General features: G+C 26.6%; 15 protein-coding genes. 14 read left to right on the forward strand and 1 reads right to left on the reverse strand.

Features of this window, described 5'->3' with window-relative positions:
• The first annotated feature begins 15 nt into the window (after positions 1-15).
• The 3 genes from FVE75_RS00065 to FVE75_RS00075 are packed head-to-tail and all read left to right on the forward strand — an operon-like array spanning position 16 to position 1,555.
• Positions 16-717 carry an ABC transporter ATP-binding protein gene (locus tag FVE75_RS00065; protein ID WP_147004680.1) on the forward strand — a complete coding sequence of 234 codons (702 nt, stop codon included), beginning with the start codon at positions 16-18 and terminating at the stop codon, positions 715-717.
• Complete coding sequence (locus FVE75_RS00070; RefSeq protein WP_147004681.1) at positions 714-1,268, forward strand: hypothetical protein; 555 nt, start codon at positions 714-716, stop codon at positions 1,266-1,268. The genes FVE75_RS00065 and FVE75_RS00070 overlap by 4 nt, the downstream gene beginning before the upstream one ends.
• An 11-nt stretch (positions 1,269-1,279) precedes the next feature.
• Positions 1,280-1,555: a hypothetical protein gene (locus FVE75_RS00075; protein ID WP_147004682.1), complete on the forward strand. Its 276-nt coding sequence runs from the start codon at positions 1,280-1,282 to the stop codon at positions 1,553-1,555.
• Positions 1,556-1,740: 185 nt separating this feature from the next.
• On the opposite strand, the gene FVE75_RS00080 is transcribed toward FVE75_RS00075, so the two are convergent.
• Complete coding sequence (locus tag FVE75_RS00080; protein WP_232052555.1) at positions 1,741-2,379, reverse strand: hypothetical protein; 639 nt, start codon at positions 2,377-2,379, stop codon at positions 1,741-1,743.
• A gap of 245 nt (positions 2,380-2,624) precedes the next feature.
• On the opposite strand from FVE75_RS00080, the gene FVE75_RS00085 reads away from it, so the two are divergent.
• The 11 genes from FVE75_RS00085 to FVE75_RS00130 all read left to right on the forward strand — a co-directional run bounded on the left by FVE75_RS00085 (position 2,625) and on the right by FVE75_RS00130 (position 15,213).
• Positions 2,625-3,641 carry a glycosyltransferase family 9 protein gene (locus FVE75_RS00085; protein WP_147004683.1) on the forward strand — a complete coding sequence of 339 codons (1,017 nt, stop codon included), beginning with the start codon at positions 2,625-2,627 and terminating at the stop codon, positions 3,639-3,641.
• A gap of 46 nt (positions 3,642-3,687) precedes the next feature.
• On the forward strand, positions 3,688-4,233 hold the full coding sequence (locus FVE75_RS11115; RefSeq protein WP_232052556.1) for a hypothetical protein: 546 nt from the start codon (positions 3,688-3,690) through the stop codon (positions 4,231-4,233).
• 51 nt (positions 4,234-4,284) lie between these two features.
• Positions 4,285-4,989, forward strand: coding sequence for an O-antigen ligase family protein (locus FVE75_RS11120; RefSeq protein WP_269472158.1), 705 nt, complete (start codon positions 4,285-4,287; stop codon positions 4,987-4,989).
• Positions 4,982-5,992: a capsular polysaccharide synthesis protein gene (locus FVE75_RS00095; protein WP_172618748.1), complete on the forward strand. Its 1,011-nt coding sequence runs from the start codon at positions 4,982-4,984 to the stop codon at positions 5,990-5,992. The genes FVE75_RS11120 and FVE75_RS00095 overlap by 8 nt, the downstream gene beginning before the upstream one ends.
• Positions 5,993-6,135: 143 nt before the next feature.
• On the forward strand, positions 6,136-7,272 hold the full coding sequence (locus FVE75_RS00100) for a glycosyltransferase (protein ID WP_147004685.1): 1,137 nt from the start codon (positions 6,136-6,138) through the stop codon (positions 7,270-7,272).
• Positions 7,273-7,366: 94 nt separating this feature from the next.
• Positions 7,367-8,470, forward strand: coding sequence for a glycosyltransferase family 9 protein (locus FVE75_RS00105; RefSeq protein ID WP_147004686.1), 1,104 nt, complete (start codon positions 7,367-7,369; stop codon positions 8,468-8,470).
• 63 nt (positions 8,471-8,533) lie between these two features.
• Positions 8,534-9,628: a glycosyltransferase family 9 protein gene (locus tag FVE75_RS00110; RefSeq protein WP_147004687.1), complete on the forward strand. Its 1,095-nt coding sequence runs from the start codon at positions 8,534-8,536 to the stop codon at positions 9,626-9,628.
• Between the two features lie 31 nt (positions 9,629-9,659).
• Positions 9,660-11,216 carry a glycosyltransferase family 2 protein gene (locus FVE75_RS00115; protein ID WP_147004688.1) on the forward strand — a complete coding sequence of 519 codons (1,557 nt, stop codon included), beginning with the start codon at positions 9,660-9,662 and terminating at the stop codon, positions 11,214-11,216.
• A complete protein-coding gene (locus FVE75_RS00120; protein WP_232052558.1) occupies positions 11,188-11,901 on the forward strand; it encodes a glycosyltransferase in 714 nt (237 codons plus the stop codon). Before FVE75_RS00115 ends, FVE75_RS00120 begins: the two co-directional genes overlap by 29 nt.
• Before the next feature lie 341 nt (positions 11,902-12,242).
• Positions 12,243-13,313: a polysaccharide deacetylase family protein gene (locus FVE75_RS00125; protein ID WP_147004689.1), complete on the forward strand. Its 1,071-nt coding sequence runs from the start codon at positions 12,243-12,245 to the stop codon at positions 13,311-13,313.
• A gap of 142 nt (positions 13,314-13,455) precedes the next feature.
• Positions 13,456-15,213 carry an ABC transporter ATP-binding protein gene (locus FVE75_RS00130; RefSeq protein ID WP_147004690.1) on the forward strand — a complete coding sequence of 586 codons (1,758 nt, stop codon included), beginning with the start codon at positions 13,456-13,458 and terminating at the stop codon, positions 15,211-15,213.
• The last annotated feature ends 40 nt before the right edge of the window (positions 15,214-15,253 follow it).

The following is a 15,253-nucleotide window of genomic DNA, read 5'->3' on the forward strand; positions in this document are numbered from 1 at the left end:
GAAAGGAATGGTTTAATGGGTAACGTTATTTTAAAATGCACTAATTTATCCAAAACTTATGATTTTGATAATGCATTAAATAATGTAAATTTATCAATAGAAACTGGTAAAATTATTGGATTATTAGGACCAAATGGAAGTGGAAAAACAACTTTTATAAAGCTGTTAAATGGACTTCTGAAACCTACTGAAGGAGAAATTTTTATAGACGGAAAAAATCCAGGAGTAGAAACTAAAAAGATTGTTGCATATTTGCCTGATAAAAATTATTTGGATAATTCTAAGACAGTAAAGGCGATTTTACAGCTATTTGCAGACTTTTACGATGATTTTGACCTGGAAAGGGCACAAAATATGTTAAAAGATTTGGGAATTGATATAACAAGAAGATTTAAGTTGCTCTCAAAAGGAACGAAGGAAAAGGTCCAGTTAATACTGGTTATGTGCAGACGTGCCAAGTTATACCTGTTGGACGAGCCAATAGCAGGAGTTGATCCTGCGGCAAGGGATTATATTTTAAATACTGTTATAAAAAATTATAACAGGGAAGCAACAGTTATTATTTCCACACATTTAATAGCCGATGTGGAAAAGGTGCTGGATGAAGCAATTTTCATAAGAAAAGGAGAAATTTTACTTTATCAGGATGTGAAAAGTATAATAAATGAACATAATAAAACAGTTGATGAATACTTTAGGGAGGTGTTTAAATATTGAAAAATTTAGGTAAATTAATTAAATATGATTTTATGGATGCGAGCAAGCTGATAATACCATTTTATATTGGAATGGGAGTAATGGGAATTGTTATAAGAATATTTTGGTTTGTTTTATTAAATGAGAAAATTGATGATAGAATAAAAATTTCTACAGGTGTTTTTCAGTTTATGTCGTATTTTGGCTATGTAGTTGTAATTATTGGGATAATTTTGATGACTTATTATGTAGTAATAATCCGTTATTATCGTTCTATTTATGGAAATGAAGGGTACTTGACAAACACTCTTCCTATTGAAACATATGAAATAATTTTAGCAAAATTAATAACATTTATTAGCTGGTTTATTGTAAATGGAATTATAATATTTTTTACTTTCTGGTTCATTATACCTCTGGAAGAAGTATTTAAGGCAAATATATTTCGACCTGAAGCCTTTCGTGAGATAGAGATGATTTTACGTCATTCTGTAGGAACGACTCTAATTATAGGTATCATTTCATTGTTAGTTATGACAATTGAAAAATATTATTTTTATTTCTTTGTGTAAGTATTGCAAATATGGTAAAGTCTTACAGAATTTTGACTGGAGTTGGGGCATACATAATTCTTGGTGGAGTTATAAATTTAATAAAACGAATGATTTTGACAGTTTCATATATATTTGATATTAAGAATTATAGTAATATTTATAACAATACAGACTTGGGAGCTTTAAAAACATTTGAATATATTTTTAATACCAATCTGGGACTGATTTATATAAGTATAATGTTTTCGATTATATTATTTTTTATAGTAAATTATTTATTAAAAAATAAATTGAATTTAGAATAAACAAGTAAATAAAAACTCTAAAAAACTAATGTAGGTTAGTTAAATTTAGAGTTTTTTACATTTTATGGATTCATATTGCTTCCCGTTTAAATAACTAATTTATTAGAAACTTTTTATAAAGAATATAAACTTAATATTTTCAAATAATTAAGATATAATTTTCATTTTTAAACTAGGTTTAGTATTTATCTATTTAAAATTTTTTTAGTCATTTCCAAATCTTTTTTTCTCGAAATAACACCATACTGCTTTTTAATCTCTTCTAGTCTATCAATAACTTTCTGATTCTCTTCCCTTGAAAATCTTTTTACTGATAAAAAAAATTTCATTGAGCCTTCAAAACTTCTGATGGATTTTGTCAAATAGAGACGTTTTCTAAAAAAAGGAGGTTTTCTAACAATATCGTCAAAATCAATAAAGGCAATTTTACCATTTTCTTTATCTATAAAAAAATTTCCTAAACTAAAATCCATATGATAATATTCCTTTTCAAAAAAATTTTTTTCAAAATTAAGCCATAAATCAAGCGTTTTATACGTAAGACGAAAATCATTTTTTTCGATTAGATAATTGTAATAAGATATAAAGTTACTGTTAAATGTCTTATTTATATTTTCTGATACAGTTTCTATCTTTATGTGAAAGGGAGTATATTTTATAACTTTATATTCTGTTATCTTCATGAAATTAAGTTCTGGAAAATCATTTTTTAAGTGTTTTGCAATTTCGAAAGAATTTTTTCCTTTTTCCCTTGTAAATCCCAAAAATATTTTTAGAGCTTTTGTATTTTTGTATTCATAAGTTTTTATAAAAAATTTTTTCATTATCTATATTTAAATTTTTAGTTTCCTGCATTTTCTTTTTTCCTTTATCTAATTTTTATTTTCTTTTGACAATTCTAACATATTATATTTTTTATTTCAATATACCTGTTAACCTATGTAAAAAAATACTAAAATATGGTATAATAACTCTATATATAAAGATAAATGAAATATTTATAAAAAAGCTTAAAAATAGGATGTTTTAGAAGATTTTGGATTAATGGGGTTTTGAAAAAGGAGAAGAAATGAAAATATTGGTAATACATACAGCATTTATTGGAGATATTGTATTGTCTACGCCTTTGATACAAAGGTTAAAGGACATGTATCCTGAATCAGAAATTGATTATTTGACATTGCCGACAAATAAAAGTGTGATAAGTAACAATCCAAATTTAAATGAAATAATTCTTTATGACAAAAAAGGGCAAGATAAAGGGATAAAAGGTTTTTTGAGAGTTCTAAAGATTTTAAAACAAAAAAAATACGACTATGCGGTAATTCCACATAGATTTATAAAATCCATATTACTTGCAAAATTAGCAAAAATTCCTAATATTGTAGGATTTGATGTAGCGACAGGCTCATTCCTGCTAAATAAGAAAGTTCATTATGATATGAAAAAGCATGAAGTGGAAAGATTGCTTGATTTAGTGGAATATAAAGGAGAAAAAATTCCAATTAGAATTTATCCTGCAAAAGAAAATTTTACTAAAATTAATAAAATTCTGGAACATCACGGCTACTTTGGAAATGAGGGACAAAAACTCATATTAGTTGCACCAGGTAGCCAAAGAGCAGAAAAAATGTGGCCAATAGAAAAATATCGTGAGATTATTGAAAGATTGAAAAAAAATAAAAATTATTTTATTGGTATAACTGGCTCAAAAGCCGAAAAAAAATTATCTCTAAATTTCCCAAATGATAAAAATGTTATTGATTTTCGTGGAGAAATTAATCTTGTAGAATTTGGAGCTTTGATTTCAAAGGCTGATATTGTCGTTGGAAATGACAGTTCTCCAATTCATATTGCAAGTGGATTTGAAAAACCGTTTGTGATTGGGATTTTTGGTCCAGGAAAACGAGATTTGGGTTTTTTTCCGTATACTGAAAAAAGTAATGTTATTGAGGATAATGAATTTTATGAAAATAACATTGTGAAAATTCCTGAGAAAAGACACGAATATAAAAAAGACTACTATAAAGGAATTCCTTTAATTAGTGTGGATAGAGTCTTTAAAGAAATTATGAATCGGATTTAAGATAAAGTTATCATTTTAAAAATAAAAAAGAAAGAGAACTTATATTATGAATAAAAAAATTAATTTAATTATAAATAAAACAGGATTTGTTTTTTGTTTATTGGCTGGAATTGCTTTGTTTTTATCAGAAAAATTTGAAAATAACATTGTGATACATGTCTTATTATTAGCATTTGTAATTTCTATGATTTTTAGAGAAAATCGAAAAAAATTCTTTGAAAATTTAGATATAGAATTTTCTATAGAGTTATTGCTTTTTGTGTTTGTACCTTTTATAATAGCATATTTTGATGGTGGGATAGATACTCGTTTAGATAATTATCTTTTAAAATATTTGATCTTTTTTCCATTTATATTTTTTATAAGAAGTATGAAAAGGGTCATGATTTTTTTGAAAGCGACTTTGGCTGGAGCTATGATAGTAATGTTTCTTGCAACTTATAATTTTATAAAAGATTATAAGGCCTGGGCAACGCCAGTAGGGTCTTATTATCCAAGAATTACTGCAATCTTAACAGTGCAAGACTTTGCTAATATCATGTGTATAGTTTTGTTATTTTTAATATCTTTTCTACTTTTTTATAAAAGATAAGATAAAAAGAAAAATAGGATAATAAAGATAGTTTTAGCTGCAATAACAATATTGACATTGTTTTTAGTCATTGTAAACAGATCTAAAATGGTTTATATTTGTTTATTGCCAACAATTTTTTACATTGCTTTAAAAAAAAGAAAAAGATATATTCTAGCAGTTTTTTTGGTTTGTGTAGGCGGGTATTTTTTATTACCAAGTTCAATTTCAGAAAGAATGCAATACATTGTGAATTATGAAAAAGATCCTTCAAGTAAATTAAGAATAATTTTTTGGAAAACAGGAATGGAAGCTTTTAGGCAAAAGCCGGTACTTGGATGGAAATGGGAAGATAGAAAGGAATTTAATCTTGACTATTATGAAAAAATAGGTGTCAGTAAATATGTACACGAAAATTTTCTTGATAAATTAAGCGAATGGCCGATTTATTATGTGCATACACACAATACTTATCTTCAGTTCCTGCTGGATTTTGGGATTGTAGGAATTCTGTTCTTTGTGATATTTTTTGTAAGTACTTTCATGAAAGCAGTTTCTATAAACTTTTCTAAAAATAAGGAAAATAATGATAGCAAGCTAGTTGCTCTTGAAATTGGTACAAAAACGGCTCTTGCGGCATGGGCAATACAGGGAATTACTGATATAAACCTAAATAATAAATATATGATTATAATTTCAGTAATATTGCTGTTTTTGTTGAATTATTTATGGAGAGAAAAAATAAAACTGGAAAAGGGACAAGATGAGAATGAATAATTACAAATTTAATATTTCAAAACTTGATAGGCTTAACAAAAAGTTAAGGCAAAAACCATATAAATATATATACAAGGAAATGATGCCAAAAAAATTATTTAATAAAATCCAAAACAGAGTTTACTTTATAACTCAAAAAATGGTTGGAGAAGACTGGAATGAGCTTTTAAATGAATATTTTACAAAAGGTATCAAAGCAGAGCAAATTAAGCCTAAAAAATCATTTGAGAATGAAAAAATTATATGGCAGTTCTGGGGGCAAGGATGGGATTTTGAAAAATTGCCTGATGTAGTGAAAATAAGCTATAAATCTGTACAAAAATATAAAAAAGACTACACAGTAATACACTTGGATATGAATAATATAAACGATTATCTTGAAATACCAGAATATATTTTACAAAAGCTTGAAGCAAAAAAAATAAATTTTGCACATTTTACAGATATAATAAGACTGGCTTTACTAATTAACTATGGTGGTGTATGGATTGATGCGACAATTTTGCTTACAGACTATTTGCCGCAGGAATATTTTGAAATGGACTATTTTATGTTTCAAAGAGATGACAGCCTTAGTTTGGAAGAGAAAAAGGACTGGGAAGATTATGATGATTTTTATTTTTCGTGGAATGATGAAATGAAAGTCAGAGTCTTAAACAGCGTAATTTTTGCAAAGAAAAACAATCAAGTATTGAAGGTCTTGCTTGATATGCTGCTAATCTTTTGGAAATATAACGATTTAGCTCCAAACTACTTTTTCTTTCAAGTGCTGTATACTGAGTTAATTGAAAATTATTACAAAGATAAAAAATGTAAAGTTGTCTCAGATACATTGACACACGAAATGATAAGAGTCTGGTTTGATAAATTTTCACAGCAAAAGCTGGATGAAATAACTAAAAGAATCAATATTCACAAACTTACATATAAAATTGATGCTGGAAAACGGGATACAGCAGGAAGTTTTCTGGAACATTTTAAAAAAATGTATGAAATAGACTAAAATAGCTGTATAAAGTGATTAAAATAATGTTTTTTACAATATTTCTTTTGAAAAATTTATAATAATATAAATTTTAAATTTTTAGAGTATTGTAGATTAATATAAAAAAGAAGATTTTTATAGTAATTAAGAATGGGGAAAAAATGAAAGTATTGGTATTGCACGGACATCTTAGTATGGGTGGCGAAGAAAGAGTTTTACTTAGTGTTTTAAAAAATCTGGTGGAACTGAATTACGATGTTGATTTACTTATAACTTGGAATCATGGAGAAAATAACTTATTTGAAAATGAAATTCCTGAAAAGGTAAATTATAAATTCTTATTTGATAACTATAATGGTAAAAATAAACTTATTAAAGAAATTTATCGAATAAGGGCAAAGGTAACTTATTTGAAAAAGATTGAAAAAATAATAAAAAAAAATAAATATGATGTTATTATAGATTATTCTTCAAATTTATTGAAATATAATAATTTTGATATAAAAGTGCCTGTATTTGCCTGGATTCATTTCTCACTTACTTTTGGAGAGAAACTAAGTGCAGACAAAATAGAAAAATATAAAAAACAATATAAAAAATATGATAAGATACTGGCAATCTGTGATACAATGAGAGATGAATTTTTCGAAATTTTAGGAATGGATAAAAACAAAGTGGAACTTGTTTACAATCCGATAGATTTAGAAGCTATTCGTAAAAAAGCTGAAAATATTGATAAAAAGTATGAAAATTATTTAAAGCAGGACTATTTCCTGCAAGTTTCACGTTTGACAGAACAAAAGCAGCCTGAACATCTTGTTGATATTTACTATAAATTAAAACAGCGCGGAATAAAAGAGAAGCTTTATTTCATCGGAAATGGTGAAAAAGTGGAGCTGATTAAACAAAAAATTAAAGAATATAAGCTGCAAAACGATGTAATTCTGCTTGGACAAATTGAAAATCCATATCCATTCTTTAAAAATGCTAAATTATTTGTACATACTGGAAAGTATGAAGGTTTGCCAACTGTATTACTGGAAAGCCTTGCTTTGGGAACACCTGTTGTGGCATATGACTGCCCTACGGGACCAAAGGATATATTAGGAAAAAATAGTGAATATGGGAAATTGATTCCTTTAAATGATAAAGATGTATTCGTAGAAAAAGTTTGTGAGTTGATGAATGATGATGAAAAATATAAAAATTATAGAAAAATATCATTAGTTAGAGCCGATGATTTTTCGATGAAAAATAATAAAATAAAATTACAGACATTAATAGAGAATATTAAATAAATATATTGACACTATATAATTTAGATAGCGCATTTGAAATACTGTAAAAAGTTAAAACTTGAATGGTAGACTCTAATATAAGGAAAGGTTATACATGGATATAATAAACAGTATAAAATCTAAAATAATAATATGGCTATTTGGTACTAAAAAAAAGTATAAAGACATTGATTTAAAAAGAGTAAATACTATATTGCTTAATCCAAAGGATTCTATTGGGGATACGTTAATGTCTTTTTGTTATGCAAGGCAACTAAAAAAAATGTATCCTAGTGCAAAATTGGGAATTATAGTAACAGACAGAAATATAGAATTTACAAAACTGTGTAATGAAAATGAAAAAATAATTGATAGTATTGTAAAACGTAAGGATGTGCTTAAAAATCGTAAAAAGTGGGATTTATTATTGGATTTTTTGAGCAAGGAAAATACAAAGCGTATGATTTGGAAAAAAATATTAAGTCCAAAAATTACAATGATTTTTGGAGAAAGTGACGAGAAGCATTATTATAACAGAAAAAACTTAAAAAATTATGATTTTGACTGTACTCCGCGAATCGAAACTCATATTATTGATTATCTTATAAATTCTGAATTTTCAAAATATTTTAAGATAAAAAATGAAAAGCCGCATATAGAAATTTTAGAAAAAGACATTGTTAAAATGGAAAAATTTTGGAAAACTGATTCTGAAAAATTTGATTCAAAAATAAAAATTTTATTAGTTCCGCAAGGTAGCGATAGAGAAATGAAAGCTAAAGAGGTTGCCGAACTATTAAATAGCATTGAAAAAGAAATAAGAAAAAAAGTCAAGATTATCATGGGGAAAACATCAGGAAGTGAAGAATATTACAAAAATTTGATGAGATATGTAAATACAGATTTGGATATTACTTTATCTGAAAAATTTAATATTAGGGAATATGTATTTTTTATGGCATTGGCTGATTTAGTAATAGGAGTTGATGGAGGAGCACTTCACATAGCCTCTTCTTTAAATAAGCCATTATTAAGTTTTTATGCTAATGATAAGTATAATATTTTTAGATGGTCACCAAAGACTACTGCTGATAGTCTTCAAGTTGTTTCTAAAAATATTGGAGATCACAATCATACATATGGCTTTCCATTAGCAGAGGCAACAAAATGGTTAAATTCTAAAATAAAAGAATTGTCAGAAAAAAATAATTACGACTAAAGGATTATGCGTTATCCTGAACTAACGTAAATAAAAATATCTGTATAAGGAATAAAAAAAATAATGAAAAAAATAAATTGGAAATTTTACAGACCATACAGGGATAAACTCATTGATAAAAAAAATGAAGTTTTGAGCCGTATATTTGATAAAAATAAAAAAGATATTAATTTGGTACCTTCAAAAATAAAACGTATTTTATTTTTAAGAACAGATGGTAAAATTGGTGATTATATAATAAGTTCATTTATTTTTAGAGAGATAAAAAAAAATTACCCTAATATACAAATTGATGTTGTTGCCGACAAGTCTTTGGAAAATTTATTAAAACTAAACCCCAATATAGATAAATATTATATTCTTGATAGAAAAAAAATGCATGAGTGGAGAAATATAGTAAAAGTGTTAAGAAAAAATAAATATGATGTATTATTTGATTCAACCGAAGGATTAAAGTATAAGCAGGTTTATCTTTTAAACAGGGTAAATGCCATTGTAAATGTTGGCTATAATAAAGATGAATATAAGATATATAACAAAAATATAAAACAGAATAATACTTTAAAAATGATTCAAATTTATAGACAGATGATGGAAAGCGTAAATGTTGAAATAAAAGATACAAAATATGATGTTCCTGTTTCTGAAGAGTCTAAAAAAAATGTAGATAAATTTCTTGAAGAAAATAACGTGAAAGATAAAATAATAGCATTAAATTTTTTTGGAGCTTCAAGAGGGAGAAAGATAAACGAGGAGAATGCGCTTATTATAATAAAAAGACTGGGAGAAATGTATAAGGATTATACAATTATAATTCTAGATTCACCAAATGATAGGGAAACAATACATAATATCCTAAAAAAAACAGATAATAAAAATGTTTTATTTTTTGAAAAATCTAAAACAATCTTGGATTCTATATCAATAATTAAGAACAGCGATTTGGTAGTGTCACTTGATACTTCGATTTTACATATTGCCGAAGGGCTGGATAAGAAAATAATGGCTTTTTATGGTCCGAAAATTAATAAAAATAAATGGCGTATAAGGGAAGAAGGCAATATATTAATTGATTATCCTGAAAATCGTATTAATGATGTAAACTTTGAAAAAATGTTTGATGAATTGTGTCAAAAGAATGCTCTGCCTGCTGTTTAGTAATTAAAAAATATGAAATAGGAGAATGCTGATGAAATTATCCGTAGGAATAATAACTTTTAATGAGGAAAACAGAATTGGGAAAACTTTGGATTCGGTAAGAGAAATAGCTGATGAAATAATAGTTGTGGACAGTGGAAGTAACGACAGAACTGTGGAAATTGCACTTGCGAAGGGAGCAAAAGTTTTTGTAGAAAAATGGAAAGGATATGGACCGCAAAAAAATTCTGTTTTAAAAAAATGCAAGGGTGAATGGATTTTATTGATAGATGCTGACGAAGTAATATCGCCACAGCTGAAAGCAAAAATAAAATCAATTATAAACAATGAAAATCCATCAGGTGATGTTTACAAAATTAAACTGCGAAATATAGCTTTTAAAAAAGAAATAAAATTTGGCGGATGGGATGATTATGTAATCAGATTATGGAAAAATGGAAAAGTAAAAATAAATAGCCGCGAAGTTCATGAGCAGTATCAAACTGACAGTCAAATAAAAAAAATAAAAGAAATGATAATCCATTATACTTACGATAGTATAGAGGAATTTCTTGAAAAATTAAATAGATATACTTCCCAAAGTGCTAAAGAATATATAAAAAAAGGTAAAAACCCAAGTTTTATAAAAATATATTCCAAAATGCTGTTCAGGTTTATAAAGATGTATATTTTGCAACTGGGGTTTCTGGATGGCTATGAAGGGTATTTACTTGCTAAATATAGTTCTATCTATACAATGACAAAATATACAAAATTACGTGAAGAATATTATAATAACTTAGGAAACGATACTTCTCTTGTTATTACTACATACAATTGGCCAAAAGCTTTGGAAGCTTGTTTAAATAGTGCATTAGATCAAACTGTTACACCAAAGGAAATCATAATTGCTGATGATGGCTCAAAGCAGGAAACAATAGATTTAGTAAAAAGATTTCAGCAAAGCTATCCTCAAAGCAATATTATCCATTCGTGGCAGGAAGATAAGGGATTTCGGGCTGGAATGTCTAGAAATAGGGCGATAAGCAAGGCAACGGGTAATTATATAATAATAATTGATGGTGATTTGATATTAAATAGGCATTTTGTTGAAGACCATATAAAAAATATGGAAAGAGGTTGTTTTATTCAAGGTTCACGAGTTATAACTTCACCAGCTGTGGCAAAGGAAATAATGGAAGGCAAAAAAATAAATCTTTTTACAAAAGGACTTAAAAACAATATGAATATGGTAAGAAGTAAACTTCTTTCAAAAATTTTTACAAAAGTAGATAGAAATTTACGTGGAGTAAGATCTTGCAACATGTCCTTCTTTAAAGATGATTTAATTAGAGTAAATGGCTTTGAGGAAGAAATAGAAGGTTGGGGAAGAGAGGATAGTGAACTTGCCGTAAGGCTGTTTAATATTGGATGTAAAAAGAAAAAACTCAAGTTTGAGGCTTTGACTTGCCATTTATATCATAATGAAAATGATAGAAGCAGGTTGAAAAAAAATGATGAATATTTGGCAAAGGCAATAGAAAATAAAAAAACAAAAGCTAAGAAAGGGCTTGATAGATATGAAAGAAGTAACGCTGGTAATAACTAGCTGCGGAAGATTCGATTTGCTGGAAGAAACGCTTGACAGCTTTTTTGAATGCAATACTTATCCAATTAAAAAGATAATAATTACAGAAGACAGTACTGAAGGGAAAAAATTGGAGAGATTAATTTCAAAATATAACGATAAAAATAATAATTTCAAGCTTATAGTTAATGAAACACGGCTGGGGCAATTAAAGTCAATTGATAAGGCTTACCGTGAGGTTGATACTAAGTATATTTTTCACTGTGAAGATGACTGGAAATTTTTGAAAAAAGGTTTTATTGAAAAATCAATGGAACTGATGGAGGAAGATGAAAAAATTCTAGTTGTTGGACTACGTGATAAAAAAGATTTTGCAAAAGATTTTTTTTATGACGAAGACTATATTTCAAAAAATGGCGAAAAATATTATAGTGTAAAAGGTGAAATATTTACTTATAATCCAGCCCTAAGAAGAAAAAAAGATATGGACTTGTTTGGACTTCACGAAAAATTAGAAAATCAGAGATATGAAGAAGTTTTGTCTGATTTTTATAAAGAACATGGGTTTAAAACAATATTTTTTAAGGAACCATATGTAACACATATTGGAAATAAAAGACATGTTCATTTTAGTAAAAATCGTAAAAATACTGTATTAAGCTTTAAAATTGATAGATTGATAAAAAAATCAGAGCAAAAATCTTAAAACTGAAAGGAAAGTTATAATTATATTTTAATAAATATTTTTCTTATTTTTAGTTGTTATTTTTTATGTTTCGTATAAAATATAGGTACAAATGGTTATAATAATTCCATTTTACATTTAATATCAAACTTGTATATCAAATAATCTTAGGTTTGGCTTAAATATTTATAATTTTTGAATTTGTTTTTAAAATAATATAAAATTAAAAAGAATAAATATAAAAACCTTTAATTTATGTTGAAGTATAAAATTAATATCTATTAAAATAAAAAATATTTACTAAAGTAATTATTTTTCAGTATTTAGAATAATTTTACTATTTGTAAATAAAGGATGGAAAAATGATATATTTATTTTTAATAATAATTCTACTATTTTTTATATTTGTCATTTATAACAAAACTAGAAAAAATTTTGTTTTATGTCTTATGTATCATAGTGTTGACAATGAAAAAGGAAAAGGTGGAATTTTTGTAGATGAATTTGAAGAACATATAAAATGGATAAAAGATAAAAAAACTTTTAAAATGGAGGAACTAAAGGGATTAAATTATACATTGCCGCAAAATTCAATATTAATAACTTTTGATGATGGCTATAAAAATAATTACACTTTAGCTTTTCCAATTTTGAAAAAGTATAATATGAAAGCTACAATATTTTTGAATACAAAATTTATTGAAAAAGATGAAGCGTATTTAAACTGGGATGAAATAAGAGAAATGTATGAAAGCGGACTGATTGACTTTCAGCTTCACACACATTCTCATCAGTTAACAGTAAAGGATATTGAAGTGCTTGATTTTTATGATAATGAAAGTTCGCCATATTTTAAAAGAGAAAGCTATAATTTATTTTTTGAAGGAAATTATGATGAAAAAAAAGATATGGAAAAATTAAATGAACTTCCAGTATTTAAATTAAGAAGTAAAATTTCAATTCCTGGATATAAGCCAAAGAAGGACTTTGTAGAAAAATATAGAAATATAACAGAGTTACAAAAAAATAATAAATCTGAAAAAGAAAAAAAAGAATTTTTAAATAAATTATTTAAAGAAAATCAAAAAAAATTTTTTGATAAAGTTAGTGAAGAAGAGTTTAGAAAGATTGTGGAATTTGAAATTCTGGAAAATAAAAAAATTATTGAAGAAAAACTTGGAAAAACTCCAGATTGCCTTGCATATCCTTGGGGTCATCGATACAAAGGAAACCGTGAAGACATAAGAAATTTGGGAGTTGATGTATTTATTACTACAAGAAAAGGTGTGAATCCATTAAAACTTAATAAAAACTGGATTTATCGTGTAAGTGGAGACGATTTTAAGAGTTTTGACGAATTTAAAAATGAACTGACTGATGGAAGCAGTCCATATTATAGAAAATTGAGAAATATTTTTGTAAAAAAACGTTAATCAGATATTTTACAAAAAGTAATTTAAAATTTATTTGAGCCTAGAAAAGATTGAGCGAGTTAGAAAAAATAACCTACAAATTTTAGTTCGATTTTAAAATGGTTTCATATAAAAGCAAATAATGAAAGGCAAATTTAAATATATGAAAAAGATAGAACTCGATTTTGGAGTAATTAAAAAATTAAAAAAATATATAAAAAAATATTATATATTAATCATACTGAATATTTTATTAGCAACCATGTCATCTCTTGTTTCATCTGCTCCAATAATGCTTATACAAAGGTTATTTGATAAAGGGATTGCAGGAAGAAATGAAAAAGATATTCTTTATGCAGCTGGAGCAATGATAATGCTTGCTATAATTGGTGCAATACTGATGTATTGGAATACTATTTTTTCAACAGTAATATCATCATCTATTTATAAAGACATTGTCACCGATATTTATAATAAAATACAAACTTTGGATATGGAATATTTTGCAGGGAAAAAAATAGGAGATATGATGACACGGGTAATGACAGATCCAAGCAATATAAATTCCATTATACTTGAAGTTTTTAATATGATACCTGAAATAATAAAAGTAATAATTTGTATGGGTATAGCATTCTACATAGATTTTGATTTGACACTTGGAGTGATGATTATAGCTCCAATATTAGTAGTAACAGTCAGAAGATATGCTAAAAGACTAAAACGGTCGGGAAAAGACAGACAAGAAGCAATTGATAACCTAAATTCTAAATTGCAAGAAACATTATCTGGTATTAGAATTATAAGAGCATTTGCTACAGAAAAATCTGAAATAAAGGATTTTAATAAAAAAAATAAAAGTCTTAAAAAAATCGCAATAAGAACAGCAAGATATAATGCAAAAGCTAATTCTATAATGGAAGCATTGAATTATATAATTGTGGCTTTATTATTATTATTTGGTGGTTATCGTGTATTAAGAGCGAAAGATTTTTCACCTGGAGACTTTATAACAATAGTAGGTGCTATTTCATCAATGTATACGCCTGCAAGACGTGCCATAACAAGATTTAATGCAATAAGCGTAAACTTATCTTCAATTACAAGAGTTTCTGAAATCTTAGAAGAAATGCCATCTATTGTAAATAAAGAAAACTGCATAAAATTTGAGAATTTTACAGATGGAATAAGCTTTGAAAATGTAGATTTTGAATATAAAGATAATCCTGAAAAAATATTGAAAAACATTAATTTAGATGTTAAAAAAGGTGAAACAGTTGCTTTTGTAGGGAACTCAGGTGGTGGAAAATCAACACTTGTAAATTTAATACCAAGATTTTTTGATGTATCAAATGGTTCATTAAAAATTGATGGAATTGATGTTAGAGATTATGAAATAAAGAGTTTACGTAAAGCAATAGGAATCGTACCACAGGAAACATTCCTTTTTTCTGGGACGATACTTAGTAATATAAAATATAGCCGTCAGGATGCTACTTTTGAAGAAGTTGTAGAAGCTGCAAAACAAGCTAATGCACATGAATTTATTGAAAATCTTCCTGATGGGTATGATACAGAAATTGGAGAACGTGGAGTAAAATTATCAGGTGGACAGAAACAAAGGATTGCAATTGCACGTGCAATCTTAGAAAATCCTCAAATATTAATTTTGGATGAAGCAACTTCAGCTCTTGATAATGAGTCTGAAAAGCTGGTTCAGGACGCGCTTGAAAAACTTATGGAAGGAAAAACAACATTTATTATCGCTCATAGGTTGACAACAATCGAAAATAGTAATAAAATAGTAGTGATACAGAAAGGTGAAATAAAAGAAGTAGGAAGTCATAATGAATTATTAAGCAAAGAGGGTATTTACAAAGCATTATATAATAAAAACTTTGATAATAATATAAAAAATTAATAAAAATTCAAAATTATGGAATATAAAATTATATTTTACT

Origin of the sequence: Leptotrichia hongkongensis (assembly GCF_007990635.1) — a bacterium.
Taxonomy (GTDB): Bacteria; Fusobacteriota; Fusobacteriia; order Fusobacteriales; family Leptotrichiaceae; genus Leptotrichia; species Leptotrichia hongkongensis.